General features: G+C 65.2%; 27 protein-coding genes. 8 read left to right on the top strand and 19 right to left on the bottom strand.

The genetic code is table 11. The features are described from left to right. Nucleotides 1-40 precede the first annotated feature (40 nt). The 4 genes from ugpC to FJ414_RS26020 all read right to left on the bottom strand — a co-directional run bounded on the left by ugpC (nucleotide 41) and on the right by FJ414_RS26020 (nucleotide 4275). Nucleotides 41-1126 (bottom strand): sn-glycerol-3-phosphate ABC transporter ATP-binding protein UgpC, encoded by a 1086-nt coding sequence (gene ugpC / locus FJ414_RS26035; RefSeq protein ID WP_140647237.1) that lies wholly within the window; start codon nucleotides 1124-1126, stop codon nucleotides 41-43. Between the two features lie 11 nt (nucleotides 1127-1137). Continuing rightward, nucleotides 1138-1974, bottom strand: a complete 837-nt coding sequence (locus FJ414_RS26030; protein ID WP_140647236.1) for a carbohydrate ABC transporter permease — start codon at nucleotides 1972-1974, stop codon at nucleotides 1138-1140. Then, nucleotides 1971-2831, bottom strand: coding sequence for a sugar ABC transporter permease (locus FJ414_RS26025; RefSeq protein WP_140647235.1), 861 nt, complete (start codon nucleotides 2829-2831; stop codon nucleotides 1971-1973). Before FJ414_RS26025 ends, FJ414_RS26030 begins: the two co-directional genes overlap by 4 nt. Nucleotides 2832-3006: 175 nt before the next feature. Beyond that, a complete protein-coding gene (locus tag FJ414_RS26020; RefSeq protein WP_140647234.1) occupies nucleotides 3007-4275 on the bottom strand; it encodes an ABC transporter substrate-binding protein in 1269 nt (422 codons plus the stop codon). Between the two features lie 106 nt (nucleotides 4276-4381). Here FJ414_RS26020 and FJ414_RS26015 point away from each other — a divergent pair, with 106 nt between their 5' ends. Further along, nucleotides 4382-5251, top strand: a complete 870-nt coding sequence (locus FJ414_RS26015; protein ID WP_140647233.1) for a helix-turn-helix domain-containing protein — start codon at nucleotides 4382-4384, stop codon at nucleotides 5249-5251. A 58-nt stretch (nucleotides 5252-5309) separates the two neighbouring features. On the opposite strand, the gene FJ414_RS26010 is transcribed toward FJ414_RS26015, so the two are convergent. The 5 genes from FJ414_RS26010 to FJ414_RS25990 all read right to left on the bottom strand — a co-directional run bounded on the left by FJ414_RS26010 (nucleotide 5310) and on the right by FJ414_RS25990 (nucleotide 9088). Next, a complete protein-coding gene (locus tag FJ414_RS26010; protein WP_140647232.1) occupies nucleotides 5310-5564 on the bottom strand; it encodes a DUF1344 domain-containing protein in 255 nt (84 codons plus the stop codon). A 156-nt stretch (nucleotides 5565-5720) separates the two neighbouring features. Next, a complete protein-coding gene (locus FJ414_RS26005; RefSeq protein ID WP_140647231.1) occupies nucleotides 5721-7100 on the bottom strand; it encodes a HAMP domain-containing sensor histidine kinase in 1380 nt (459 codons plus the stop codon). A 39-nt stretch (nucleotides 7101-7139) separates the two neighbouring features. Then, complete coding sequence (locus tag FJ414_RS26000; protein ID WP_042645381.1) at nucleotides 7140-7817, bottom strand: winged helix-turn-helix domain-containing protein; 678 nt, start codon at nucleotides 7815-7817, stop codon at nucleotides 7140-7142. Between the two features lie 197 nt (nucleotides 7818-8014). Continuing rightward, entirely contained in the window at nucleotides 8015-8812 is a 798-nt protein-coding gene (locus FJ414_RS25995; RefSeq protein ID WP_246672505.1) for a hypothetical protein, read from the bottom strand. 18 nt (nucleotides 8813-8830) lie between these two features. Next, nucleotides 8831-9088 carry a hypothetical protein gene (locus FJ414_RS25990; RefSeq protein ID WP_140647230.1) on the bottom strand — a complete coding sequence of 86 codons (258 nt, stop codon included), beginning with the start codon at nucleotides 9086-9088 and terminating at the stop codon, nucleotides 8831-8833. A gap of 208 nt (nucleotides 9089-9296) precedes the next feature. Here FJ414_RS25990 and FJ414_RS25985 point away from each other — a divergent pair, with 208 nt between their 5' ends. After that, nucleotides 9297-9929 carry an isoprenylcysteine carboxylmethyltransferase family protein gene (locus FJ414_RS25985; RefSeq protein WP_140647229.1) on the top strand — a complete coding sequence of 211 codons (633 nt, stop codon included), beginning with the start codon at nucleotides 9297-9299 and terminating at the stop codon, nucleotides 9927-9929. 303 nt (nucleotides 9930-10232) lie between these two features. Here the strand turns inward: FJ414_RS25985 and FJ414_RS25980 are convergent, their stop codons facing one another. From FJ414_RS25980 to FJ414_RS25955, 6 genes are all read right to left on the bottom strand, one after another. Further along, nucleotides 10233-10448, bottom strand: a complete 216-nt coding sequence (locus tag FJ414_RS25980) for a hypothetical protein (RefSeq protein WP_140647228.1) — start codon at nucleotides 10446-10448, stop codon at nucleotides 10233-10235. Beyond that, nucleotides 10445-11200 carry a COG4280 domain-containing protein gene (locus tag FJ414_RS25975; RefSeq protein WP_140647227.1) on the bottom strand — a complete coding sequence of 252 codons (756 nt, stop codon included), beginning with the start codon at nucleotides 11198-11200 and terminating at the stop codon, nucleotides 10445-10447. Before FJ414_RS25975 ends, FJ414_RS25980 begins: the two co-directional genes overlap by 4 nt. Nucleotides 11201-11225: 25 nt before the next feature. Beyond that, complete coding sequence (locus FJ414_RS25970) at nucleotides 11226-12269, bottom strand: ABC transporter ATP-binding protein (RefSeq protein WP_181181717.1); 1044 nt, start codon at nucleotides 12267-12269, stop codon at nucleotides 11226-11228. Continuing rightward, entirely contained in the window at nucleotides 12266-14062 is a 1797-nt protein-coding gene (locus FJ414_RS25965; RefSeq protein WP_181181716.1) for an iron ABC transporter permease, read from the bottom strand. Before FJ414_RS25965 ends, FJ414_RS25970 begins: the two co-directional genes overlap by 4 nt. A gap of 22 nt (nucleotides 14063-14084) precedes the next feature. After that, entirely contained in the window at nucleotides 14085-15089 is a 1005-nt protein-coding gene (locus FJ414_RS25960; RefSeq protein ID WP_140647225.1) for an extracellular solute-binding protein, read from the bottom strand. Nucleotides 15090-15174: 85 nt separating this feature from the next. Then, nucleotides 15175-16077 (bottom strand): MurR/RpiR family transcriptional regulator, encoded by a 903-nt coding sequence (locus tag FJ414_RS25955; RefSeq protein WP_140647224.1) that lies wholly within the window; start codon nucleotides 16075-16077, stop codon nucleotides 15175-15177. Between the two features lie 244 nt (nucleotides 16078-16321). Here FJ414_RS25955 and FJ414_RS25950 point away from each other — a divergent pair, with 244 nt between their 5' ends. The 5 genes from FJ414_RS25950 to FJ414_RS25930 all read left to right on the top strand — a co-directional run bounded on the left by FJ414_RS25950 (nucleotide 16322) and on the right by FJ414_RS25930 (nucleotide 22136). Next, the gene (locus tag FJ414_RS25950; RefSeq protein WP_140647223.1) at nucleotides 16322-17341 is read left to right on the top strand and encodes an LLM class flavin-dependent oxidoreductase; all 1020 of its coding nucleotides are present in this window, start codon (nucleotides 16322-16324) and stop codon (nucleotides 17339-17341) included. Nucleotides 17342-17514: 173 nt separating this feature from the next. Further along, a complete protein-coding gene (locus FJ414_RS25945; RefSeq protein WP_140647222.1) occupies nucleotides 17515-18480 on the top strand; it encodes a sugar ABC transporter substrate-binding protein in 966 nt (321 codons plus the stop codon). 129 nt (nucleotides 18481-18609) lie between these two features. Further along, nucleotides 18610-20112 carry a sugar ABC transporter ATP-binding protein gene (locus FJ414_RS25940; protein WP_140647221.1) on the top strand — a complete coding sequence of 501 codons (1503 nt, stop codon included), beginning with the start codon at nucleotides 18610-18612 and terminating at the stop codon, nucleotides 20110-20112. Further along, on the top strand, nucleotides 20109-21125 hold the full coding sequence (locus tag FJ414_RS25935) for an ABC transporter permease (RefSeq protein ID WP_140647220.1): 1017 nt from the start codon (nucleotides 20109-20111) through the stop codon (nucleotides 21123-21125). The genes FJ414_RS25940 and FJ414_RS25935 overlap by 4 nt, the downstream gene beginning before the upstream one ends. A gap of 12 nt (nucleotides 21126-21137) precedes the next feature. Then, complete coding sequence (locus tag FJ414_RS25930; protein WP_140647219.1) at nucleotides 21138-22136, top strand: substrate-binding domain-containing protein; 999 nt, start codon at nucleotides 21138-21140, stop codon at nucleotides 22134-22136. 349 nt (nucleotides 22137-22485) lie between these two features. On the opposite strand, the gene FJ414_RS25925 is transcribed toward FJ414_RS25930, so the two are convergent. Both FJ414_RS25925 and rocF read right to left on the bottom strand, forming a co-directional pair. Beyond that, a complete protein-coding gene (locus tag FJ414_RS25925; RefSeq protein WP_140647218.1) occupies nucleotides 22486-23544 on the bottom strand; it encodes an ornithine cyclodeaminase in 1059 nt (352 codons plus the stop codon). 2 nt (nucleotides 23545-23546) lie between these two features. Then, complete coding sequence (gene rocF, locus FJ414_RS25920; protein WP_140647217.1) at nucleotides 23547-24479, bottom strand: arginase; 933 nt, start codon at nucleotides 24477-24479, stop codon at nucleotides 23547-23549. Nucleotides 24480-24607: 128 nt separating this feature from the next. Between rocF and FJ414_RS25915 the strand changes: the two genes are divergently transcribed. After that, complete coding sequence (locus FJ414_RS25915; protein ID WP_095769871.1) at nucleotides 24608-25048, top strand: Lrp/AsnC family transcriptional regulator; 441 nt, start codon at nucleotides 24608-24610, stop codon at nucleotides 25046-25048. 242 nt (nucleotides 25049-25290) lie between these two features. Here the strand turns inward: FJ414_RS25915 and FJ414_RS25910 are convergent, their stop codons facing one another. Further along, a complete protein-coding gene (locus FJ414_RS25910) occupies nucleotides 25291-25668 on the bottom strand; it encodes a hypothetical protein (protein ID WP_140647216.1) in 378 nt (125 codons plus the stop codon). Between the two features lie 211 nt (nucleotides 25669-25879). After that, the gene (locus tag FJ414_RS25905; RefSeq protein WP_140647215.1) at nucleotides 25880-26407 is read right to left on the bottom strand and encodes a hypothetical protein; all 528 of its coding nucleotides are present in this window, start codon (nucleotides 26405-26407) and stop codon (nucleotides 25880-25882) included. Between the last annotated feature and the right edge of the window lie 7 nt (nucleotides 26408-26414).

The raw sequence follows: 26414 nt of genomic DNA, 5'->3' as shown, positions 1-26414 counted from the left end.
TCGCCGCCAGGCCTGGCATGCCGGCAAAGAAACTTGCGGGTCAACGGATCCTTGCGCCCTTCTTGTCGAAGAGCAGCGCGCGTTCCGCTTTGATCGAGACGGTGAAATGATCGCCGCTGGCGCGCTGGCGCGAGGCCTCGCGCTCGACGATCAGCTCCTCCGGCCCGGCATTGGCGTAGACATAGCTCACCGAGCCGAGATGCTCGGCGACATCGGCCTTGACCGGGATGTCGCAATCGCCCTCGCCGGCCTCGAAGAAATGCTCCGGCCTGACGCCGAGCACGACCTCGGCATCAAGGGCGGGAAAAGCTTCGGCGAGCGGTTTGCGCAACCGCGCGCCGCCATGATGGACGAGCTCGATGGTCGCGGCGCTGTTGGACGTCTCCACAACTTTGGCGCTGAGGAAATTCATCTTCGGTGAGCCGATGAAGCCGGCTACGAAACGGTTTGCCGGGTCGTCATAAAGATCGAGCGGTGCGCCGATCTGCTCGACATTGCCGGCCTTCAGCACGACGATACGGTCGGCCAGCGTCATCGCCTCGGTCTGGTCGTGCGTCACATAGATCATGGTGACGCCGAGCTCCTTGTGCAGGCGCGAGATCTCGACGCGCATCTGGACTCTTAGCTCAGCGTCGAGATTGGAGAGCGGCTCGTCGAACAGGAAAACCTGCGGCTCGCGCACGATGGCGCGGCCGATGGCTACTCGCTGGCGCTGGCCGCCGGAGAGTTGCTTCGGCCGGCGTTGCATCAATTCGTCGATGCGCAGGATTTCCGCCGCTCGGCTAACCCGGCGATTGGTGTCGGCCTTCGGGTTGCCGTTCATCCTGAGGCCGAAGGAGAGGTTCTGCTCGACCGTCATATGCGGGTAGAGCGCGTAGGACTGGAAGACCATGGCGATGCCGCGCTCGGCCGGCTCGACATCGTTGATCACCTTGCCGCCGATGGCGATGTCGCCGCCGCTGATGTCCTCCAGCCCGGCGATCATCCTCAGAAGCGTGGACTTGCCGCAGCCGGACGGGCCGACAAAGACGACGAACTCGCCGTCGGCGATGTCGATGTTGGCGCCGTGGACGACTTCGAAGACGCCGAAGCGTTTGACGACATTGGTGAGGGTGACGGCCGCCATTGCGCTCCTTCCTACTTGACCGCGCCGGCGGCGATGCCGGCGATGAAATGGCGCTGCAACAGCACAAAGACGATGAGCATCGGCACCGTCAGCATCACGGCGCCGGCCATGATGCCGCCCCACGAGACCTTGGTCAGGCCGATCAGCGTGCCGAGCGCCACCGGCGCCGTCATGGCGCCCGGCTGGCTGTTGATCAGCAGCGGCCAGAGATAGTTGTTCCACGAGGCGAGGAACAGGATGATGGCCAAGGCCGCCAGCATCGGGCGGGCCAGCGGCAGCGCCACGAACAGGAAGATGCGCCATTCCTTGACGCCCTCGACGCGCGCCGCGTCGAACAGCTCCGCCGGCATCATCGAGAAGGCCTGGCGCATGAAGAGCACGCCGAGCGAATTGAACAGTGGCGGCACGATCAGCGCGATCCAGGTGTTGGCCAGAGCGAAGTCGCGCGCCACCATGATGAATTGCGGGATGAGCACCACCGCGTAGGGCAGCGTGATGGTGCCGAAGATGATGGCCACCACCGCGCCCTTGCCGTGGAATTCGTAGCGCGCCAGCGCCCAGCCGGCCATCGAGGTGAGCAGCACCGAGAGGATCGTGTAGGTCGCCGCGACCGAGACCGAGATGCCGATGGCGCCGATGAAATTGGTGTCGCGCTGCAGGTTGGCGACATTGTCGAGGAAATTGTCGTGCGGCAGAAGCTCGATGCCGGGGCTGAAGATGCCGTTGTCGGGCATGGTGGAAAACACCACCATCATCCACAGCGGAAACAGCCAGACCAGCGCCAGCGGCGTCAGGAAAAGATGCAGCGCAATGACGCGCCCGAGCCTTGCCTGCGAGCGCGAGGTCATTTCGGCTCCCTCATCAGCCAGAGCTGCACCAGTGTGATGGCGATCGCCAGCCCCGCCATGGTGTAGGCGACGGCCGAAGCGTAGCCGAAATTGAGCGAGCGGAAGCCCTGGCGATAGAGCAGCAGGCCGAGCGTCTCGGTGCCGCCGCCCGGTCCGCCGCGTTCAGTGATCAGGAACGGCTCGGTGAAGAGCTGCATGGTGCCGATGATCGACAGCACGGCGCAAAAGACGATGACCGGCTTCAACAGCGGCAAGGTGATGTAGAAGAACTGCTTCAGCCGGCTGACGCGGTCGAGCGTCGCCGCCTCGTAGACGTCTTCCGGGATAGACTGCAGGCCGGCCAGGATGATGATGGCGTTGTAGCCCGCCCAGCGCCAGGTCACGGCGATCATGATCAGCGCCATGGCCGGCGTGACGTTGGAGAACCAGTCGATCTTGGCCAGGCCGACGCTGTTCAAGAGCTTGTTGACGATGCCGAAATCGAGGCTGAACATCAGCCGGAAGACGGCCGAATAGGCGACCTCGCCGACCACGACCGGGGCGAAGAAGGCGAAGCGGTAGAGGCCGCGCGCCTTGAGCAGCGGCGAGTTCAGCAGCACCGCCATGACGATCGCCAGCGCAATCATCACCGGCACCTGGATGACCAGGATCAGCAGCGTGTTCTTCAGCGCGTTGTAGAAGGCGGGGTCGCCGATCAGGCGGCCCCAGTTGAAGGCCGGCGCGAAGCGCCACGGCACGGTGCGCGTCGCCTGGAAGGAGATCAGGAAGGACGAGATGATCGGCCAGATCCAGAAGATGGCGAAGATCAAAAGGTAAGGCGTGAGGAAGCGGTACGCGGTGGCGTTCTGCGTGCGCATCGTCTTCCTCCTTTCTCTGTCTTTCCCTTCTCCCCTTGTGGGAGAAGGTGGCCGCGGAGCGGCCGGATGAGGGGTGTTCCAGGGAAAGCCGACGTCTCACTCCGCTGGAGCACCCCGTCTTGGCGGTGCGCGCCAATCCACCTCCTCCCACAAGGGGAGAAGGAAAAAGCGACGCTTACTTCACCGGCAGGCCAGTCGCGGCGGCGATCTGCTTGGCGGCGTCGTCTAGCGCGGCCTTGGCGTCGGGATAGCCGCTGGCCAGATATTTGGTCTGCACGGCGCGCATGATGATCTCGGCGTCGCTCTGGAACTGCGTGCCGCGGCTCGGCGCCACCTTGGGCAGCGTCGCCAGGATATCCTTCCAGACCGCTTGGTCGCCCCAATAGGGCTGCCCTTGCGCGACATAAGGGTCGTCGAGCGCCGAGATCAGCGAGGGCACCAGGCCGAAATCCTTCAGCATGGTGATCTGGCCCTCATTGGTCTCCAGCGTATATTTCAGGTAGGCGTAAGCCGCCTCCTTGTTCTTGGACGCCGAGGTGATGGCCAGCGACGAGCCGCCGAGATTGGCGGCGCGGGGGCCGTCGGCGGTGAGGCTCGGCATCAGATAGACGCCCCATTTGCCGCTCTCCTTCGGCGATTCGGTGCGGATCGTGCCTTCATACCAGCCGCCATAGACCTGGCTGGCGACGGTGCCGGCGGTGTTGTTGGTGATCTTGGTCGACCAGTCGGCCGACGACACGATGCCGGCGTCCTTCATCTCCTTGACCTTGGTCAGGGCGTCGACGCATTTCGGCTCGGCCACGGTGATCGACTGGCCGTCCTCGGCAAAGTAGCCGCAGCCCTGCTCGTTGGAGATCATGCGGAAGAATTCGGTGTCGCCGTTGAAATCGGCATTGGTCATCGACACGCCCGGATTGGCGGCCTGGATCTTCTTGCCGGCGGCGATGAAATCGTCCCAGGTCTTGATCGAGGCCGGGTCGACGCCCCCCTTCTCGTAGAAGTCGCGGCGGTAGAAGACGGCCACCGGGCCGGAATCCCAGGGCATCGCGTAGGCCTTGTCGCCGACTTCGAGCTCGGTGCGCTTGAAGTCGGGGTATTTCTTCTGGTCCTCGGCGCTGTAGCCCAGCGTGTGCAGGTCGACGAAGCAGTCCGGGAACTGGCTCCAGTAATTCTCCGCCTCGCCGTTCTCGATCGAGACGATATCGGGCAGGCCGACGCCGCCGGCGGCGCAGCCGGCAATCGATTTGTCATAGGTGGGCTGGTTGCCGAGGTCCTGAACCGTGACCTTGATGTCGGGGTATTTCTTGTTGAAGCCCTCCACCGTCGCCTTCAACGACGAGGCGGCGATGTTCCAGCTCCAGATGGTGATCTCGCCGGACTGCGCCAGGGCCGGGCCGGAGCCCAGGGCAAGCATAAGCGCGGCGCAGGTCAGTGTAGTGCGCATTGAAATCCTCCCATTTCATTTGCTCTTTCACTGTGAGCGTGGCTAGACTATGCGGCGCGGAAGGCTTGTCCCCGTCGAAGGGAATAAGAAGTTGGCGGAAAGTAAGATGCCGGGGCGTCCATTCTACCAGCCTGGCGCGAGCAGCGTCGAAGGACTGCCGCTTGTTTTGCAGATGTTCCACAACCACCCGTTGGTGATGCTGAAGCCGCACTGGCACGCCCAGGTCGAGGTGAATTTCATCGTTCAAGGCAGCGTGCATTACCGCATGGCCGAGCACGAGATTGCGCTGTCGGCCGGCGAGATGTGCCTGTTCTGGGGCGGCCTGCCGCACCAGATGGACGACCTCTCCGACGACGCCGTCTATGCCGGCGCGCATCTGCCGCTGGTGCATTTCTTCCGCCTGCATCTGCCGGCCGACATACGCCATCGGCTGATGACCGGCGCGACCCTGGTGACCAACGCCACCGACCAGTCGGACAACGACAATTTCAAGCGCTGGAACGAATATGCGCGCTCGGGCGATCCGGCCAGGGCCGAGCACGCCGTCAACGAGCTGCTCTTGAGGCTCGAGCGGGTGCGCTTCGAGCCCTACCGCCTGGTGCCAGGAGCGGCCGCCGGGCAAGGCGCAGGCAATCCCTTCGACCAGCAATCCTCGCGCAATGTCGGGCGCATGTGCGATTACATCGCCGAGAATTTCCTCTACGACATCGACTGCGTGACCATTGCCGCCGCCGCCGACATCCATCCCAAATACGCCATGAGCCTGTTCAAGAAATCGACCGGCATGACGCTTAACGAATATGTCAATCTGCTGCGCCTGAGCTACGCGCAGGCGCTGTTGATGCATGAGGACGCCAATGTGCTGAGGGTCGCCATGGAATCGGGCTTCGGCTCGCTCAGCGCCTTCAACAAATCCTTCCGCAAGCTCGCCGGGATGTCGCCTTCCGATTTCCGCCGGGCGGGCGCCGCGCGGTAGCATCGCCGAATGGCGTCGCCGGCAGGGAGAACCCTGCCGGCGTGTCGTGCTTGTCGGCTCAGTTGGCCGGTTGGACGGCCGAAACCATGAGCTTGCCGGCCTTGGCGGAATAGGTGACGGTGACCTTTTCGCCGACCTTCAGGGTCTCAACCTCGATGTTTTCGGGCAGGGCAAAGGTCTTGCCGTCGCTCAGCGTGAAGGAATCACCCTTCTTGTCGACGCTGGCGATGGTGCCGCTGGCCGCCTTGGCATAGGCCCCGGTCGCGGAGGCAAGAGCCACGATCGCTGCGGCTGCGATGACGGATTTTTTCATCTTCTTTCCTTTCTTCTCTGAGGTTCTGGCCCGAACCTGGCCGGGCCGCGCTCCCGATCCGGCGGGAACGGCACAAGCCTAGAGACCGGAGTTTTCGTGCGGCTGGCGGGGGCTATACAAATGCGTAAGGCGGCCGGGACGCGGGCTCCGCCGGCCTCAGGCATCTGCAACTCGCACGGCCGGAAGGCTGATTGTCACGCCGAGACCGGGGTTGCGGTCCTCGAGCGTTATTGCCGCACCATGCAGGTCGGCCACCGCCTTGACCAGGCTCAAGCCCAGGCCGCTGCCCGGCGTCGTGCGGCTCGTATCCAGCCGGTAGAGCCGGCGGAACACCTTTTCGCGCTCCTCGGCGGGGATGCCCGGACCATTGTCGCGGACATGGACGAGGACGTGGCTGCCTTCCCTGGTCACCGAGAGCTCGATCGCGGTGCCCGGCGGGCAATGCCTGAGCGCGTTCTCGACCAGATTGGCGAGCATCTGCATCAGCAAGTCGCGGTCACCGTGAATATACCATTTCGTACCCGGAATAATCCCTGTGGACAAGGACTTGCCGTCGTCCTCGGCAACGTCGGCATAGACTTCGCCGATGGTCTCGACGACCGGGCCGACATCAAGGTCGACGAAGCGCGCCTTGCGGGCGCCGGCTTCGATTTGGGCGATGCGAAGCAAAGCGTCGAAGGTGCTGTTGATCTGCTGGCTCTCAGCGCGGGCGTCGGTCAGCTCGGTCGAGACGTCCTCGCCCGACACCGTCTTGTCGGCGGCCGATTCCAGGATCATCTGCAGCCGATTGAGCGGCGTCTTGAGGTCATGGGCGATGTTGGCGCTCACTTCGCGCATGCCGTCGACCAGTGCCGACAGGCGCTCGAGCGCCGCATTCACCTGGGCCGAGACGGCGTCGATGTCGTCGCCGCTGCCGATCAGCGGAATGCGCGCATCGAGGCGACCATGCGAGACGTCGACCATGGTGCTGGCAATGCCGTCGAGGCGCCGCTGGACGCGCGAGGCAAGCACGGCGCCGCCGACGATCGCCAGGACGGTGATGAAGAGCGTGGCCCAGCCGAAGCTCATCAGCACGATCCTTTCCAGATCCTCGGTTTCCGAAAGCGAGAAGGCGACCGTCAAATTGTTGTCGCCGACCACGCCCGAATAGGCGCGATACTCGGTGTCGGGCGGCACGCCCGGCAAATTGGCGGCGAACATGGAAAAGCCGTCCGGCAGCGCGGAGGCGGTGAAATCCCCGGCAAGGCGGTTGCCGTCCTTGTCGGTGAGGGAAAAGATCTCGTCCTTGTCCTGGCTGAACTGGGCATGGTCCCTGACCGTGGAGACGAGATCCTCCTCGTCGCTCTCGGCATAGGTCGCGGCGATCAGCGAATAGGTCTCCTTGATCGATTGATCGAGCTGCCTGGCGAGCGAGGCGCTCATCAATTGATAGACGATCGCGCCGGACAGGATGAAGGCCAGCAGGAACAGAAAGGCGAAGGTCAGCGCCAGCCTGAACGGCGTGCTGCGCAGCAGGCTGGAGCGTGTCGCGCTCATGCGATCGCGGTGGGTCGCCCCGCACGTGCGGCCGCGAGATCAGGCCGGGACATGCAGGCTGTAGCCGGTGTTGCGCACGGTGTGGATCAGCGGCACGTCGAAGGGCCTGTCGACCTTGGCCCGCAGCCGGCTGATATGCGTTTCGACGACGCTGGTCTTGGGGTCGAAATGAAAGTCCCAGACGCGCTCCAGAAGCATGGTGCGGGTGATGACGCGGCCCTCGCCGCGCATCAGCACCTCGAGCAGGCTGAATTCGCGCGGCTGCAGGTCGATCGGCTGGCCCTGCCTGGTCACGCGGCGCAGGATCAGGTCCATTTCGAGGTCGGCGACGCGCAAAGCCGTCTTCTGCTCCTGCGCCGCCGGCCGGCGGCCGAGCGCATGGATGCGGGCGAGCAGCTCGGAAAAGGCGAAGGGCTTGACCAGATAGTCGTCGCCGCCCGCTTCGAGGCCCTCGACGCGGTCGTCGACGCCGCCGATGGAGGTCAGGAAAATGGCCGGCGTGCGGATGCCGGCGGCGCGCACCGCCTTGATCATCGACAGGCCGTCGAGGCCGGGAACCATGCGGTCGGCGACGATCACGTCATAGGCGTTGCGGGTCGCGGCGAAGAGGCCGTCATGGCCGTCGCGCAGCAGATCGCAGACATGGCCGGCCTCGGTCAGTCCCCTGACGATGTAGTCGGCGGTTCTCGGATCGTCTTCAACAAGCAGAAGTCGCATCGCCCCGTGCTGTCCTTGCCGCCTGAACCTCACCGGCATGGTAGCGCCGGCTGCGGCTTTTTCTTGGCCGGTCTATCTCTTCGTTTGACGCGGTTCCTGACGGAAATCCCGCGCCACCCGTTGCTGGAATTGCTCTAACCATCTGTTTTTAAGCGCTGCCGGAGCGAAGGCCGCAACACATTTTTGCGAGAAGCGTTTTAGTCGAGCAGCGCCTGTTCGTCTTCATCGATCAGGTTCCTCAGGGTCATATAGAGAACGATGACCACGATGCAGCCGAGAAAGGTCAGGCTGGTGGCGGTGGTGCCGAAGCCCATGCCGCCATATTCGACCGGTTGCGACAGCAGGTCGCCGAAGGAGGCGCCGAACGGCCGGGTCAGGATATAGGCGAGCCAGAAGGCGAGGATAGAGTTCAGGCCGAGGAAGAACCAGGCGAGCGCGATCGCCGCGATGACACCGCCGAAGATCACGCCGGTGGTGAGATAACCCATGTCGAAACGCTCGGCCACCAGATCGCCGGCGGCCGTGCCGAGCGAGAAGGTGAACAGGATCGCCAGCCAATAGAAGATCTCGCGCCTGGTGGTGAAGATGGTGTGGATCGAGAGCGTCTTTTCGCTGGCGTACCAGGCCGCGAAAGTCAGTGCGAGGGCGACCGAGAAGACGATCGTCGTCGTCTCCAGCCGCACGCCGAAATTGTCGACGAGGTTGTCGGTGACCAAGGTGCCGACGACGCTGATCAGCACGACCGCGAGCCAATAGGCCCAGGGCACGTAGCGCTTCCGCGCGAACTGCAGGACAAGCGCGACCACCAGGATGCCGCTCATGATCAAGGATGTCGCGGTAAGGCCGAGGCCGAGATTGACGGCGAGATAGTCGGCCGCCGTCTCGCCCATGGTCACCGCCATGATCTTGATCAGCCAGAAATCGATGGCGACGTCCGGGACGCGGTTCAATTCGGACTCGTGCCCGTGGCTTGCCACGGTCATGGCGATATTCATTTCCGGTTCCTCCGCCGCTTACTTGCCAAGAATCTTCATAGCCTGGGCGAAGAAGTCGTCGGCGCGCTTGTCGTCGTCGGCGTTGCAACGCTCGATGCCCTTTGTCTCCAGTTCGGAAACCTTGTTCTTGTCGGCATCGTTGGGTGTCGCCTTGGCCTCGGCGGCGCGCAGGTCCTTCAACGCGGTCTCGCAAGGCGTCGGAGCGGCAACGGCCGAAGCCAAGGGAACGATGATCGCGGCAGCGGCAAAGGCGAAAGCAAGGGCAAATTTGTTCATGACATTATCCCGAGGTTGATGATCCATTCGCCGCCCGAAATCGCGTTTGGCGGCGATCGTCAGGCTAGACGGGCGAATTCACCGCGGCCTGTCCGCGCGCTTACAAATTCGTAAGGTCGGCCGAAAACCTCCATCGGGCCTCGTCTTCCCGCGGCGGAACAGCTAGAGAAGCTTCGGGGCCCCTGTCGGCGCCGGAGCGGTGAGAAGAATGGCCTATACGTCCCTCAAATCGGCGCCGAAGGCGTTCGACCAGCACAAGCGTCTGATCGTCGTGCAGGCGGCCGCCGTGCTTGCCGTCATCCTGCTCCTGTTCAGCAAGCCGGCGCTGGCCGAAGGGTCGGACGGGCACGAAATCGTCGAGACGATCGGGTTCGCGATGGTGCTGATCTGTTTCCTTGGCCGGCTGTGGAGCATCCTATTCGTCGGCGGCAGGAAGAATGACGAGCTGATTATGTCCGGTCCGTTCTCGATGACCCGCAACCCGCTCTATTTCTTCTCGACCGTCGGCGCTGCCGGCATCGGCCTGATGTTCGGCTCGGTGCTGGCGGCCGTCATGCTCGGCCTGGCGAGCTTCCTCGTCTTCCGCTTCACCGCGCGCAAGGAGGCCGAATACCTCGCCGGCAAGTTCGGTGCGGCTTACGCGGCCTATGCCGACCGCACGCCGCGCTTCTGGCCGAATCCGCTGCTTTACCGCGACGAGGCCCAGTGGCTGTTTTCGACGCACGCGCTGCGGAACACGTTCCGCGACGGGCTCTATTTTCTGGCGCTGTTTCCGGTCATCGAGGCGGTGGAGTATTTCCGCCTCAGCGGTGACTTGCCGACGCTTTTCACCGTTTATTAGGTCTCCGGCGCGGATTTGGCCGGCGGCTATGCTTTGCCTTGGCAGGCGGCATGCTTTGAGATTGGCTGAAGCGCCCATCGCGATCGTCATCCTATGGCGGAGCAAGGAGCGAAGCGACGCGCGCAGACCATAGGATCCATGCCATTACTTTGAAGCGTCACAACGGTGCAGAATTCTGCCTCGCTGCATTCCACGGCTGAGGGCACGGCATGGATTCCAGGGTCTCCGCGACGCCGCTTCGCGGCTGCTCCGCCCTGGAATGACGAAGCTGGGAAGCTTCCGCCAATCTCCAGCGTTACGCGATCAGCGCGGCCTGTCGCGCGCGGCGCGGCGCGTGCTCTGCAGAAGAATTGCCAGGCAGCCGGCGAGAAGCAGCCAGCCGCCGGCGAGCGGCGGCAGCCCCAGGAACTTCACCGCGGCGGCGATCAGGGCAATGAGGATCAGCGCCAGCAGCGCCAGGCTGCCGTCGTCGACGAACATGCCGACGAGCTCCTTGAAGACAAGACGGATCATGGTCATCGGGCGACTCCTTCGGCGGGCGTCGGATAGGCGCCGCGCAGCCAGCGCACGATGGCGAAGGATGCGGCGGCAATGATGGCGAAGATGGCGAGCAGAGCGAGGTCGGCGCCCGGCCACTCGGCGCCAAGGCCTTCACCCGTCCAGAACACGCCGAAGCTGGTCAGCATCAGCCCGACGACGAATTTCAGTGCGTTTTCCGGCACGCGCGCCAAAGGCCGGTGCACGGCGAGGCCGATCAGCATCACCAGCACGAAGGCGGCAAGCGCGCCGAGGCCGGCATAGAGCGTCTGGCCATGCGCGGCGCCGACGGCGATGACGATGAACACCACTTCGACGCCTTCGAGCAGCACCGCCTTGAACGACGCGACGGCCGCCAGATAGTCGGCGCGGCGGTCGTCGGCCTGCCGCTGCAGCGCCGCCGTCTCCTTGGAAAAGGCCTGCTCCTCGTCATGCAGCGCGATGACACCGACGCTGCGCAGGATCGCCTTCCTCAGCCAGCGCATGCCGAACAGGATCAAAAGCACGCCGACCACGAATTGCAGGACGGTGATGGGAACGAGCGCCAGCAGCGGTCCGAACGCCAGCACCAGCGCCGCCAACACGGCAAGCGCCAGCGCCGCGCCGGTCAGCGCCGGGCGCCAGCTGCGCGTCACGCCGACGGCGAGCACGATGGTGAAGGCTTCGACCACCTCGACGAAGGAGGCCAGGAAAGAGGCCGTCACGGTGGAAAGTATGGGTGTCAGGCCATGCATGCAGGCATCCTATAGTTCGGAATCATCAGTTGGCGAGAACGATACAGCGTTCGGGCGGCAGCGAGAATGCCAGTGAGGAGCCGACCGGCGACGCTTCCGGCCAGTCGAGGCGGACGCGTTGCGGGCCGAGTTCCACCGCCAGCCGCCAGCAGCGGCCCTGGAAGGCGCTCGACAGCACTTTGCCCTGCAGCCGGTTGCCGGGATGCGCCTCGGCCGGCCGCGCGTCTTCCGGCCGGACCACAAGCATGCCGTCGCCTGATTTCGCCCCGGGCGTGCGCAGGCTGTCGGTGGCGGCGCCCCGCACGCTGAACAGCCCGTCGCGCACGGTGCCGGGCACCACCGAAAAGCCGCCGATGAAACCGGCGACGAAGGAATCGGCCGGCCGCTCGTAGATCGCCCTCGGCGTGTCGAACTGGGCGATGCGGCCGTCGCGCATCACAGCGATGCGATCCGAAACGGCCATGGCTTCGGCCTGGTCATGCGTCACATAGATGACGGTCGCCGCCTCGCGGCGCACCAGCTCCATCATCTCGATGCGCATGTCCTCGCGAAGCGCTGCGTCGAGATTGCTGAGCGGCTCATCGAACAGCATCAGCGCCGGCCGCGCCGCAAGGCAGCGGGCGATCGCGACGCGCTGCTGCTGTCCACCCGACAGTTCCGAGGGGTAGCGATCGCGATAGGGTGCGAGCCGCGCGACGTCCAACGCATGGCCGACGCGGACGGCGATCTCCGGTTCGGCGAGCCGCTGCGCGCGCAGCCCAAACGACAGGTTGCCCGCCACCGTCATATGCGGCCACAGCGCGTAATCCTGGAACACCATGCCGATCCTGCGCTTTTCGGCGGGCAGGACGGATGTTTCGCTCCAGACGACACGGTCGCCGAGCGCGATCGTGCCGCTGTCGGGGTCGACCAGCCCGGCAATGCTGCGCAGCAGCGTGGTCTTGCCGGAACCGCTCGGGCCGAGCAGCGAGACCACCTCGCCGGCCCTGATGGCGAGGTCGAGGTTGCTGAGCACGGCGCGCCCGCCGAGCGACTTCGAGATGCCGGCGCAATGGAGTGAAGCGGTCATGCCGGCTCTCCCGACGCGGCCGGAGTGCCTTGCGGCCGGCCAAATGCAATGAAGCGCTTGAGCGGATACCAGATCAACGCCGCGGCGCCGCCAGCGGCGGCCATGGCGGCGAGCGCGATGGCGCAGGCCAGCCCGTCGCGGTCATGGCTGAACAATTTCAGGATGAGCGTCGGCGCCGGCGGACCGCTTTGCGGGATCAGCATCTGCGACATCGGCAATTCGAACACGGTGCGGATGAAGGTAAGCAGGAAGGCCGTGACGACGCTGAGCAGGATCAGCGGCAAGGTCACCGAGATGAGACGCCGGACCGCGCCGACGCCGGAGATCCGCGCGGCGTCGGTGAGGCTCGGCGCCAATTGGCCGACGGCCGAGAGGATGACGACCAGGCAATAGGGCAGCGCCGCCGCGACATAGCCCATGACCAGCAGCGAGCCGTCGCCGTAATGCGGGAACGGCCAGTCGCGGAAACCGGGCAGCCGGTTCCAGACCAGGATGTAGCCGAAGCCGAGCACGATGCCGGGGATCGCGACCGCGCCGAGCGACAGGCCAAGCACCGCGGTGCGCATGACCGGGCTCGAACGATCGAGCTGGGCCGAAAGCAGCAAGGCCAGCGTGCTGGCGATGACCGCCGCAAAGCCGGCATAAAAGAGGCTGCGCATCAGGCCTTCATTGGCCGCCGTGTGCGGGCTAAGCGCCGCGCCGAGATTGGCGAGGGTGAAATTGTTCGGCGCCAGACCGTTGCCGAGCGTGCTGGTGAGCGCCCGCACCGCGATGGCGCCGAGCGGCAATATGAGCGCGAGGAAGGCGACCAGCAGTGCCATCGCAAAAGCGAGCCAGCGCCAGGCGCCGAGCCGATAGCGCCGGGCCGGCCTGGCTCGTCCGGAAATCAACCGCGGATCGGCGCGGCGGCGCAGCAGCCTGTCGGCCACGACGACGAGCAGAACCAGCGCCAGCAGCACCAGGGCCTGCGCGCCGGCGGCCGGGAAGTCGACGGGATAGTCGCTCGCCGCGGCATAGATGCCATAGGTCAGCACGCCGAAGCTCGACATCCTGGCAATCGTCGAGGCCAGGCCGAAATCGGAGAGCACTTCGGCGAAGGTGGCGATGAAGCTGAGCACAATCGCCGGCGCCAGCAATGGGCCGTTGACGCGCAGCCAGATCCTGAGCGGCCCGGCGCCCGACAGGCGCGCGGCGTCCTCCAGCTCGCTGCCTAGCCCCGCCAGCGCGCTGCCGATGATGAAAGCCGCGAGCGGGAAGAGGCTCAGCGTGTGCACGAAGACCAGGCCGGCCAGCCCGAAGAAGGAAGCGCCGAGCCAAGGCGGCAAAAGGCCAAGCTGCGCCAGGTAGCCGCCGGACGACATCAAGAGCACCCAGGCCAGCGCCTTCAGATAGGACGGCGTCAGGAACACCAGCCAGGGCACCAGCGAAAGCGGGCCGCGCAGCGGGATATCGCAACGCTGCACCAGCACGGCGAAGGCGCCGCCGAGCATGGTTGTCGTCAGGGCCGCAAGCAGGCCGAGCTCCAGCGAATGCAGGATCGAGCCGGCGATATAGGGTGAGGAGAAGACGCGCGCGAGCGGCTCGGCGCTGAAGAGGCCTTGCGCGCCGTCGACCGCGAACAGCCCAGGCACCACGGCCTGCAGCAGCACGAGCGCCAGCGGCAGGCCGATCAACAGAGCGAAGACGGCATAGACCGCCAGCGGCCCGCCAAGGCGCGCCAGCGCGGGCAGGCGTCCGCGCGCCCACCCGCTCGAGCCGATGCCGCCGCCGGCGGCATCGAATTTCTGCACCATCGTCATTGCCAGGCGAGCGCGGTCACTGGACGAACTTTTCCTTGTACCACTGCTTCCACTCCGTCTCGTGCGCCGAGGCCGTCGCGTCGTCGAGATGGGTGTAGGCGATGCTGGTCTCGCGGCCGGGCTTGGGGTTCACGCCCTTGACGATCGGAATGTAGAAGAAGTCGGTGTCGTCGCCGTTCTGCATCGCGGCCTGGCCATCGGCGCTGGTGACGAATTCGATGAACTTGCGCGCGGCATCCATATGCTGCGTCCTGGCGCTGATGCCGAGGCCCTGCGGCAGCGAGACCGAACCCTCGCTCGGATAGACGGCGACGACAGGCTCGCCGGCGGCGATCTTGGAGAAGATGGCGCTGTCCTGGTTGATGCCGACCGAGGCGTCGCCGGTCAGCACCGCCTTGTTGACCTTGCCGCCGCTGGAGAGCCCCGAGAGCGACTTGTTGGTCAGCGTCTTGGCGAGCAGCTCCTTGCCGGCATCGACGCCGTTGGTCTGGAACAGGCCGGCAAGCCACTGATAGGCCGGGCCGGAGAGGTTCGGGTCCTTGGCGGCGACGCTGCCGGCAAAGCCCTGCAGGTCGGCCCAGGATTTCGGCATCTTGTCGGCCTTGACCTTCTTGGTGTTGACCTCGATCGCGGTGGTGCTGGTGCCGGTCGGCAGGAAGGCGTGGCTCTGCGGGATCAGCGACTTGCCGAGATCGGTCCAGGCGATCTTGTCGAATTCATCGGCCGGCACCGGCTGCAGCACATGGTCGGCCGCCATGCGCTCCATCACGGCGGAGCCGTCGAGCCAGACGATATCGAATTGCGGGTTATTGCCCTCGGCGGCGATCTTGCCCAGCGTCTCGCCGGTGCTGCCGGGCTCGACGATGTCGACGGTCAGCCCGGTCTTGGCCTGGAAGGCCTTGGCGACCGGACCGGCAAAGTCGAGCGCGTCATAGAGCACCAGATCCGCGGCGCAGGCCGGCGCGGCGATGGATAGAACCGTCAAACTCAACGCAAGTCCAAGCGTCGTCTTTATAGTCATCTCGCTCTCCTGTTGTTTCGAGAAGGCAAAGTAATGCCAATTATATATTATACCGCTTTGACTGACATTTTTATGTCAGCGGCATTTACTTCTTGCGCGTCCCGCGTTTTATCCATGCCTTGTCGATCGCGCCGCGCAGGCCGCTCAACCGGTCCAGGCTGTCGAACGCGGTCTCGCCGGCCTTGGCGGCCAGGGCGATGATCATTGCCTCGATGAGCACCATGGTGCCGCCATGGGTGGCGAGGTGGTCGGCCTTGCCGCGCGGGACCGGGAGCGTCGCAGCCACCTTGTCGGAGATGAGCGGCCCGAGATTGTCGCTGATCAGCACCACCGGCACGTCATGCAGGCCGGCCTGGTCGAGGACGATCTCGACCTCGCGGTAAAGCGGTGCGTAGGCCATCATCAACACGGCATCGCCGCTTTCCAGCCACAGCAGGCGGTCGGCAAGCGCTACGCCCGACACGGAAAGCGCGCTGCTCGGCAGGCCGATCCTGTTGAATTGCAGGGCCGCGTATTCGGCCATGGCGCCCGAGGGGCCGATGCCGAAGATGTGGCGGCGACGGGCGGCGGCCAGGAGATCGACGGCGTTGGCGAAAGACGCTTCCATCTCCGGCCGCTTCAGCGCCTCGAGCGCGCTTTCATGGAGGCCGACGACATGGCGCAGCGCCGCGGCGCTGTCGCCGCCGGTCTCCTGCAAGGTGCGGGCCAGCCGCCTGCCGGGTGAGGCCGTGCCGGTCAGGTCCGCGAGCAGCACCTGGCGCAGCGCCGACAGGCTGTCGAAGCCGAGCGAGCGAGCGGTGCGCACTACGGTTGCGTCGCTGGCGCCGGCAAGGGCGGCGATCTCGGCCGCCGATCCTAGCAGCACCGCCTGCTTCTGGCCGACGAAGAAACGTGCCATGCGCTGCTCGGCCGGCGGCAGGGTTTCGAAGGCCGCCTCGACGCGATCGTCGAAAGCGCTTTGCCGGTCGGCGGAATCGTCGGATGCCATGATGGTCGGCCATTCGCCAAGAGGTTCTGTAGCAATCGCTACGGCACCGACACTCCGAAATGTTCATTACATCCGTGTGACAACGCCGGCCGTGGATCATGGGACCGATCGGCGCGCTGGGGGCCTTACCCGTTGACGGTCTGTATCCGTTCGGTGTCCGTTGTATCGCGCCGCTGCCCTGGCTATGTGCTGGAGCAACAGGGAGTTCGAGCGGTCGATGGATCGCTCCAGCAGGAATGGAACCATGAAGAAGATCGGATTTCTGTCGTTCGGGCATTGGTCGCCCTCGCCGCAATCGGGCACGCGCTCGGGCGCCGACGCGCTTTTGCAGTCGATCGACCTCGCGGTCGCGGCCGAGGAGCTCGGCGCCGACGGCGCCTATTACCGCGTCCACCATTTTGCCCGGCAGCTCGCCTCGCCGTTTCCGTTGCTTGCCGCGGCCGGCGCCAAAACCCGCCGTATCGAGCTCGGCACCGCCGTCATCGACATGCGCTATGAAAACCCGCTTTACATGGCCGAGGATGCGGGTGCTGCAGATCTCATCGCCGGCGGGCGTCTGCAGTTGGGCATAAGCCGCGGCTCGCCTGAGCAGGTGATCGATGGCTGGCGCCATTTCGGCTATGTGCCCGAAGAGGGCAGGAGCGACGCCGACATGGCGCGCCGGCATTCGGAAATCTTCCTCGACCTGTTGCGCGGCGAAGGCTTTGCCCAGCCCAATCCGCGGCCGATGTTTCCCAACCCGCCTGGCCTGCTCAGGCTCGAACCCTTCTCGGCTGGTTTGCGCGAACGCATCTGGTGGGGAGCGGCCACCGACGCCACCGCGGTATGGGCGGCAAAGCTCGGCATGAACCTGCAAAGCTCGACGCTGAAATTCGACGAGAGCGGCGAGCCGCTGCATGTCCAGCAGGCCAAGCAGATAAGAGCCTACCGCGCCGCCTGGAAGGAAGCAGGCCACACGAGGGAGCCGCGCGTCTCGGTCAGCCGCAGCATTTTCGCCTTGGTCAACGACATGGACCGCGCCTATTTCGGCGGCAGCGAGGGCGAGGACCATTTCGGCTATATCGAGCCGGAGAAGCGCGCCGTGTTCGGCCGCACCTATGCCGCCGAACCGGACAAGCTGGTGGAACAGCTCAAGGCGGACGAGGCGATCGCCGAGGCCGACACGCTGCTGCTCACCGTGCCCAACCAGCTCGGCGTCGACTACAACGCCCATGTCATCGAGTCGATCCTGAAGCACGTCGCGCCGGCGCTGGGGTGGCGGTGAGGTGGCGAAAACCGCAAATGGCGTAATCTCCCCCTTGCGGGGAGATCGGCAGCTTCGGCGCCGGCGCTCCTCCCGTCCTTACCCTCGACGTTGACATCTGATAAAATAACAATCTACTTTGTCGCGTAATCGGTTACGTAACCGATTACGGCTCAATCAAGTGGAGGAGACTAATGAGCAAGATTTCGGACACGCATGGGCTTGGCCCATTCTCACGCCGCCAGTTCCTGAAGACCAGCGCCTTGGCTGCAGGCGCGCTCGCTCTGCCGCTCGGCCCGGCTTTTGCTGCCGACAAGCCGAAGGTCGGCCTGGTCATGAAGTCGCTCGCCAACGAGTTCTTCAAGCAGATGCAGGCGGGCGCCGAGGAGTATGCGGCGAAGAACAAGGACAAGTTCGATTTCGCCGCCGTCGGCATGAAGGACGAGCGCGACTTCGCCGCGCAGGTCGACGCGATCGAGAACTTCATCACCCAGAACTACAACATCATCGTCGTGGCGCCGGCCGATTCGAAGGCCATGGTCACGCCGATCGCCAAGGCGCTGAAGGCCGGCATCAAGGTGATCAACATCGACGTCTCGCTCGACACCGAGGCCAAGAAGAAGGCCGGCATCGACCTCGCCTTCTTCGGGCCGGACAACCGCGCCGGCGCCAAACTCGCCGGCGACGCGCTCGGCAAGGCGCTGGGCAAGGGCGGCAAGGTCGTCATCCTCGAGGGCAATCCCGAGGCCGACAACGCCAAGGAACGCAAGCTCGGCTTCGACGACGCGGTGAAGGAAAACGGCCTCGACCTGCTCGATTCCAAGACCGCGCATTGGGAGACCGAGGAAGCCAACACGCTGATGACCAACTTCCTCACCCAGCATCCGGATATCCAGGGCGTGATGGCGGCCAACGACTCCATGGCGCTCGGCGTCGTCAAGGCGATCGACGCGGCCGGCAAGTCCGGCCAGATCAAGGTCGTCGGCTTCGACAACATCCCGGCCGTCGGCCCGCTGCTGAAGGACGGCAAGATGCTCGCCACCGTCGAGCAGTATGGCGCGCAGATGGCCGCCATGGGTATCGACTACGGCCTGCGCGAGCTTGCCGGCGAGAAATTCTCCGGCTGGGTCAAGACCGACATCAAGCTGATCACCGCCTGAGGCGAGCCGCCGCCGGGACTCCCTCCGGTGTTCTGCTTGTCTCGTCATCGTCGCCGGCCACCCGCCGGCGACGATGACCGCGCGCTCGTACCGCCGTTGCGGTAGAAGAGCGCTGTTCAGGATTGCCGCATGAACGACGTGATTCTTTCCCTTGAAGGGGTCGGAAAGATCTTTCCCGGCGCCGTCGCGCTGAGCGATGTGTCGCTGTCGATCGCGCGCGGCGAGACCCATATCATCCTGGGCGAGAACGGCGCCGGCAAGTCGACGCTGATCAAGCTCCTGGCCGGCATCTACCAGCCGGACTCGGGCAAGATCGCCTTCAATGGCCAGCCCTACCAGCCGAAGACGCCGCATGACGCGCAGCAAAGCGGCATCCGCATCGTGCACCAGGAACTGAACCTTTTGCCCTATCTCAGCATCGCCGAGAATTTGATGCTGGAAAGCCTGCCGCGCCGCGCCTTCGGCATCGTCGACCGCAAGGCGCTCAACAACCGCGCCGTGGCGCTGCTCAAGGAAGTCGGCCTCGACATCGATCCGCGCACGCGCGTCGAGGCCTTGGGCGTGGCGCAGATGCAGCTGGTCGAGATCGCCAAGGCGCTGAGCTATGACTCGAAGCTCTTGGTGCTCGACGAGCCGACGGCGACGCTGACGCCGCCCGAGATCGAACGGCTGTTTTCCATCATCAAGCGGCTCAAGGCCAAGGGCGTCACCATCATCTACATCTCGCACCGGCTGCACGAGGTGTTCGAGATCGGCAACCGGGTGACGGTGTTGCGCAATGGCAGGCTGGTCGCGACCCGCGATCTTGAGGGCCTCACCGTGCCCGACCTGGTGCGCATGATGATCGGCCGCGACATCGCCGATGAATATGGTTTCGACGCTTCGATCGTGCCGGGCAGGGTCGCGCTCAGCGTCGCCAATCTGAAGCGCGACGCCGCGACGCCCGCCATTTCCTTCGACGTGCGCCATGGCGAGATCCTCGGCGTCGCCGGCCTGGTCGGCAGCGGCCGCACCGAGGCCATGCGCGCCTTGTTCGGCGCCGATCCCAAGCTCGACGGCGTCGTCGAGATCGACGGCAAGCCGGTGGCGATCGCCGCGCCCAAGGACGCGGTGCGGCACGGCTTGAGCCTGCTCACCGAGGACCGCAAGGGCCAGGGCCTGCTGCTCGACATGGCCGTCGACAAGAACATCACCATCACCGATCTCGCCAAGGTTTCGCGCAACGGGCTGCTCAACCGCCGGGCGGAGAGCGCGGCGGCAAACGATTTGGTCGGCCAGCTGCGCGTCAAGGCGAACTCGATCGAGCAGGCGGTGCGCAACCTTTCCGGCGGCAACCAGCAGAAGGTGGTTCTGGCCAAATGGCTGTTCCGCGGCACCTCGACGCTGATCCTCGACGAGCCGACGCGCGGCGTCGATATCGGCGCGCGGCGCGAGATCTACCAGCTGCTGTGGATGCTGGCGGCGCAGCAGAAGGGCATCATCATGGTGTCGTCCGACCTGCCCGAATTGATGGGCATGTGCCACCGCATCATCGTCTTTTCCAGGAACAGGATCGTCGGCGAAGTGCCGCGATCCGAATTCGACCAGGAGCGTATCCTGTCGCTCGCCTATCAGGAGTATGTGCGACCATGAGCGAGACGTCCGAGATAGCCGTGGCGGCGCCGGTTTCTCCCGCAAGGGCAAAATTCCTGCGCTTCCTCGTGCGCGATGCCGGCGTGTTGCTGGCGCTGGTGCTGATCACGCTGTTCTTCTCGGCGACCGCGCCTTATTTCGCCACCTCCGGCAACGCGCTGAAGATCTTCGTGCAGATCGCCATCAACACGGTGCTGGCGGCCGGCATGACCTTCGTCATCCTGACCGGCGGCATCGATCTTTCGGTCGGCTCGGTGCTGGCGCTGTGCACGGTCGTCGGCGCCACCGTGATGATCGACGAGAGCCTGTCGCCGGCCGTCGCAATCACGCTGGCGCTGCTCGCCTGCATGGCGACGGGCGCGGTGTGCGGCTTCCTCAACGGCTGGATCTCGACGCGCTGGAAGATCCCGTCCTTCATCGTCACGCTCGGCATGCTCAACATGGCCGCGGGCGCTGCCCGCGTCGTCAGCGACAATTCGACCATCACCGGCCTGCCGCAGAGTTTCGTCGATTTCGGCAATCTGATCATCGGCGGCTTCCTGCCGTCGATCTTCCTGGTCGCGGTGCTGGTGATCGCGGCCGGCTGGTTCGTGCTGCGCTTCACCGTCTTCGGCCGCATGATCTTCGCCGTCGGCACCAATGACGAGGCGGTGCGGCTGTCGGGCCACAACCCGGATTTCTACAAGGTCGCCGCCTTCACCATCAGCGGGCTCACCGCCGGCATCGCGGCCATGGTCTATCTGTTGCGCCTCAACATCGGCAGCCCGATCGCCGGCGTCGGCTACGAGCTCAACGCGATCGCCGCCGTCATCATCGGCGGAACCAGCCTCAGCGGCGGCAAGGGCTCGATCATCGGCACGCTGGTCGGCGCCTGCATCCTGCAGGTGCTCTCCACCGGATTGCAGCTGCTCGGCGTCGGCGACAATTTCAAACCCATCGTAATCGGCCTTGTCATCGTGCTCGCGGTCATCCTAGACGCGTACCGGGAGAGGCTGTTGCGGAGGATCCGCTGAGGGGAACGGGCCATGACGACGATCGCCGATGTCGCGCGCCATGCGGGGGTATCCGTCGCTACCGTCTCGCATGTGATGAACCATACCCGCCATGTCGAGCCGGAGACGGCAGAGCGCGTGCGCGCCGCGATCGCGGCGCTGCGCTACAGCCCGAACTCGGTGGCGCGGAGCCTGCGGCGCGGCGAGACCAAGACCATCGGCCTGCTGCTTCCGGACAATTCCAATCCGTTCTTCGCCAGCGTCGCGCGGCAGATCGAGGATGCCGGCTTCGTCTCCGGCTACACGGTGATCCTGTGCAACTCCGACGGCAATGCCGAGAAGGAGGAGCGCTATCTCTCGGTGCTGATGGCCAAGCAGATCGACGGGCTGATCTTCGCCGGCTCGTCCGACCACGCGCGGGTCTTCGCCCGCCTCCTGCCCAGCGTGCCGGCGGTGCTGCTCGACCGCGAGATCCAGTCGGTCAATGTCGATTCCGTGCTGGTCGACCACGACCATGGCGGCTATCTCGCCGGCAGATACCTGGCGGGGCTCGGTCACCGGAAGATCGGCGTCATCGGCGGGCCGCGCGATTCGAGCTCCAGCCCCGCCCGCCTGCGCGGCTTTGTCCGCGCGCTCGAGGAGGCAGGCCTCGAGCTGCCGCCGTCCTCGATCGTCGATTCCGACTATCATTTCGCCGGCGGCCGGCTGGCGATGGAGCAGCTGATGGCGCAGGCGCCCGACATCACGGCGCTGTTTGCCTGCAACGATTTGATGGCGATGGGCGCGCTGACCGTGCTGCGCTCGCGCGGATTGCGGGTTCCCGACGACATGTCGATGGTCGGCTTCGACGACATCCCCTATGCCGTCACCACCTGGCCGCCGCTGACGACGATCGCGCAGCCGGTCGAAAAGATCGGCACGCGGGCGGTGAGCCTGCTGCTGGAGCGGCTCGGCGATCCGGCCGCGCCCTCGCGCCGCGAGGTGCTGGCGCCGGTGCTGGTCGAAAGGGAAAGCTGCGCGGCGCGGCGGTAGTGCTGGCAATTGTCGTCGCCGGCGCCAGCCCCCGCTCCGTCTCGGCGCTGCGCGCCGATCCACCTCTCCCCCACTGCTATGCACACCTTCTGTGACTGGCGTGACTGATCAGGCGGAGGCTTGATTGCCAGGTGGTTCCCCCAATCCGTCGCTGCTTCGCAGCGCCACCTTTCCCCCCTCCGGAGGGAAAGGAAGGGAGCGTTGCTGGACGAGCGTTGACGGCAAGAAGCTTGGCGCCTTTCCTCTCCCCCGTCGAACGGGGGAGAGGTGGCTCGGCGAAGCCGAGACGGAGTGGGGGTCGACCAGCGCTACATTAAGACGGAGAGGGGGACGCCCTATGCGATTGGCTTCAAGCCGCCGGCTGCACGGCCGCCCTCAGCAGCATCCCGAACAGGTCGCGCGGCTCGTCGGGGTCGGCGAGCAGGTCGAGCTCCTCGTAGAGGCCGGTGGCCTGGAGCTGGTCGCGGACGTAGCGCAGCGCGGAAAAATCTTCCGTGGCGAAGCCGACGGAATCGAACAGCGTGATCTGCTTGGCCGATTTGCGGCCCTCAGCCTTCCCGGTCATCACCTGCCACAGCTCGGTCACCGGATGATCGGCGTCGAGCTGCTGGATCTCGCCCTCGATGCGGGTCTGCGGCGGGAACTCGACGAAGATGTCGGAGCGCAGGAGGATGTCGCGGTGCAGTTCGGTCTTGCCGGGGCAGTCGCCGCCGACGGCATTGATGTGGACGCCGGAGCCGACCATGTTGTCGGTGAGGATGGTGGCGTACTGCTTGTCGGCGGTCACCGTGGTGATGATGTCGACGCCTTCCACGGCATCCTGTCCTGTCGCGCAGATGGTGATGTCGAAACCCTTGCCGGCGAGGTTGCGGGCGCATTTTTCGGAAGCCTGGCGGTCGATGTCATAGAGCCGCAGCCGGTCGATGCCGAGCAGCGCCTTGAAGGCGATGGCCTGGAACTCCGACTGGGCGCCGTTGCCGATGATGGCCATGGCTTGGCCGCCCTTCGGCGCCAGGTATTTGGCCGCGACGGCGGAGGTGGCGGCGGTGCGCAGCGCCGTCAAGATGGTCATCTCGGTCAAGAGCATCGGATAGCCGGAGCCGACATCGGCGAGCACGCCGAAGGCGGTGACCGTCTGGCGGCCCTCGCGCATGTTCTTCGGATGGCCGTTGACATATTTGAAGCCGTACATCTTGCCGTCGCTGGTCGGCATCAGCTCGATGACGCCGTCATGGCTGTGCGAGGCGATGCGCGGGGTCTTGTCGAACAGCTCCCAGCGGCGGAAATCCTCCTCGATATAGGCGGCGAGCTCGGTCAGGAAGCGCTCGACGCCGATGGCGAGCACGAGCTTCATCATGCGGTCGACGCTGACGAAGGGAACGATGGCAAGGCGCGAAGGCTGGGTCATGGTCAGAGGCTTCCGGAGTGGCTGCGGGTCGGGCGGTCCATGATGCGGCGGCCCATCAGGCTGGCGGTGAGGTCGACCATCAGGGTCGCGGTGCGGCCGCGCTCGTCGAGGAACGGGTTCAATTCGACCAGGTCGAGGCTCGAAACCAGACCGCTGTCGGACAGCATCTCCATCACCAGATGCGCCTCGCGGAAGGTGGCGCCGCCGGGCACCGTGGTGCCGACGGCGGGCGCGATCGAAGGGTCGAGGAAATCGACGTCGAGGCTGACATGCAAGAGCCCGTTCTCCTTCTCGACACGGGCCAGGAAGGCGCGCAGCAAGGGCGCGATGCCGTGCTCGTCTATGGCGCGCATGTCATGCACGGTGACGCCGGCTTCAGTGAGCGCGCGGCGCTCGGCCGGGTCGACGCTGCGCAGGCCGATGGCGCAGATGCGGGCCGGATCGACGGCTTGCGGCAGATCCGGGAAATAGCCTTTGAAGCCGGTCTGGCCGCTGGCATAGGCGAGCGGCACCCCATGCAGATTGCCGCTGGTGGTGGTGTCGAGCGTGTGGAAATCGGGATGCGCGTCGAGCCACAGCACGAAGAGCGGCCGGCCGCGCTCGGCAGCGCGGCGCGCCACGCCGGACACGGTGCCGGCGGAGATCGAATGGTCGCCGCCGAGGAAGATCGGCATGGCGTCCCTGGAAGCGGCGTAGGCGGTCTCGGCGATCGCCGCCGTCCAGGCGGAGATCTCCGGCAGCGCCTTCAGCGCCAGGTTGCCGTGGACCACGGGCCGCGCCGCGGCCTTCTCGACCGCGCCCCAGTCCTCGACCTCGTGGCCGAGCTCGGCCAGCACCGAGACCAGCCCCGCCGTGCGCAGCGCGCTCGGCCCCATTTCGCATCCCATCCTGCCCGCGCCGTCCTGCACCGGCGCGCCGACGATCCTGCAGCGCATTTTTTCTCACCTTGCGATTGATCGAAGGAGTGAACCATCGCCCGCTGGCGGTTTGAACAGCGAAAATTGGCATTTCGAGAAGACTAATCTATCATATTGGTCAAATGATTTGATCGAAATGGAAAGCCATGGACGCTCTCGACGAGAAGCTGGTGACGCTGCTGAGGCATGATGCTCGGCGCAGCGTATCCGACCTCGCCATCGATCTCGGCGTGTCACGCGCCACGGTCAGGTCGCGCATGGAGCGGCTGGAAAAGTCCGGTGAGATCATCGGCTACACGGTGGTGCTGCGCGCCGACGCGGTCGATCAGAAGATACGCGGCGTGATGACGATCGAGATCGAGGGCCATGCCGCCGACCGCGTCGTCAAGGCGCTCGGCGGCCTCGCCGAGGTCTCGACCATTCATACCACAAACGGCCGCTGGGACCTGGTGGTCGAGCTCGGCACCGCCACGCTGACGGATTTCGACGCAGTACTGCGGCGCATAAGGCTGATCCCCGGCATAACGGGGAGCGAGACAAGTCTGCTCTTGGCGACGCCGCGGACGACGCGGGCGCGGCTGGCGTAGTCGAGGGGCCGGCCGGCCCCTCCGTCACATCACAGATTCGCGAGGGCCGGGACGACCGGCGGCCCAAAGAGCGTCAGGCGACGGGATTGCGCATTGCGGAGAAAGCGAAGACCGCCAAAGAGCGTAGCCTGGTATGACGGATGCCGGGGCCGTCGCTGCAGCGGCATTGTGCGGCAGCGCCGGTGTGAAGCCTGGGAAGGCCCGATCACACCGGCAGCCGCTTTGCGAAGAACGCATGTTCGTCAGCCGTTCGGATAATAGCCGCCGTCCGAGCCGTCGCCCATATAGGTTCCCTGGCCGGTGGCGTCCTGAAGCCGCTGATCCAGCTCGTTGATCTGCCCGATCGCCGATCCGCCGCGCTGGATGCTATCGGCCTGCTGCATCAGCTCGCGGGCCTTGCCTTCAGAGATCTTGCCGAGCTCCCTGGCGTTGCGGATACCTTGCTTGACACCAAGCAGCTGCTCCGTTGCGGCTCTCGCCTCCGGATCCATCGGCACTGACGCCGTGGTTGTCGTGTCGACCGCGGCTCTATGGTGGCGGTGCACGGCATAGGCGCTGGAAAGCGGTATGGCCGCGAAGATCGAGGCGGCCGCAATGAGTTTTGGGATGAAAGAACGCATGATGACATCTCCCTGCGATGGAAGAAGCGGCAAAACCGCTTTTCCGAAACGGGCCGTCCTGTCGCGTCGTGTCGCGGTGCTGGCCTCACCGTCGGCGTTTCTCGGCCCAAAGCAGACATATAGAAGCCGCCCCGGCGTTGAAACGAGGGTGGAACGCAAACGTTATCCGATGTGAACGGGCGTTGAATCGCCAATGCGCGGGCCGGGGTCTTCAGGCGACGCTGGCGAACGGGATCGGCGAACTGGCAGTCTGTCCGCCAAGCCCGGCATTGGCTAGGTCGGCAAGTTGCTCGGCTTCGCCGCGCGTCAAGCCGATCAGCGGCCGGCCGACCATCTCCGCCGGGATGTCGAAAGCCAGATCACACACAAGCCAGTCGTCGCACGGATCCCGCATCGCTGCGAACCGCGTTGACGCTCCTTGTTTCAGCGTAGCTAAAGCGGGCTCGGTGTTCACAGAATCGCTGACCGGCCTAAGTCTTTGTTTGGCCCACGTGTTTGCCCCGGAACCGCAGCGCGCTCCCGCGACACGCATGGAAGTTGAAACAGAGTCCGATTGTTCCGACGCAGGCCAGTAAAGTATCGATAAAAGGCTGGAATATCGGGAAAGTGCCGCCGGCCGCGGTGTCGAGAGGAGTTCATTCGCCTGGCTGGCGAACTCCTCCGCTTGCTCGCGCGTGAGACCCAGCAGCACCATGTCCGGCATCTGTGCCGGGCAACCGGACCGCAGATCGTACACCATCCATTGG

It is taken from the genome of Mesorhizobium sp. B3-1-6 (assembly GCF_006439555.1).
Lineage (GTDB): Bacteria > Pseudomonadota > Alphaproteobacteria > Rhizobiales > Rhizobiaceae > Mesorhizobium.
The sequence above is the reverse complement of the archived record's forward strand: the minus strand, read 5'-3'. Positions and strand labels throughout refer to the sequence as shown.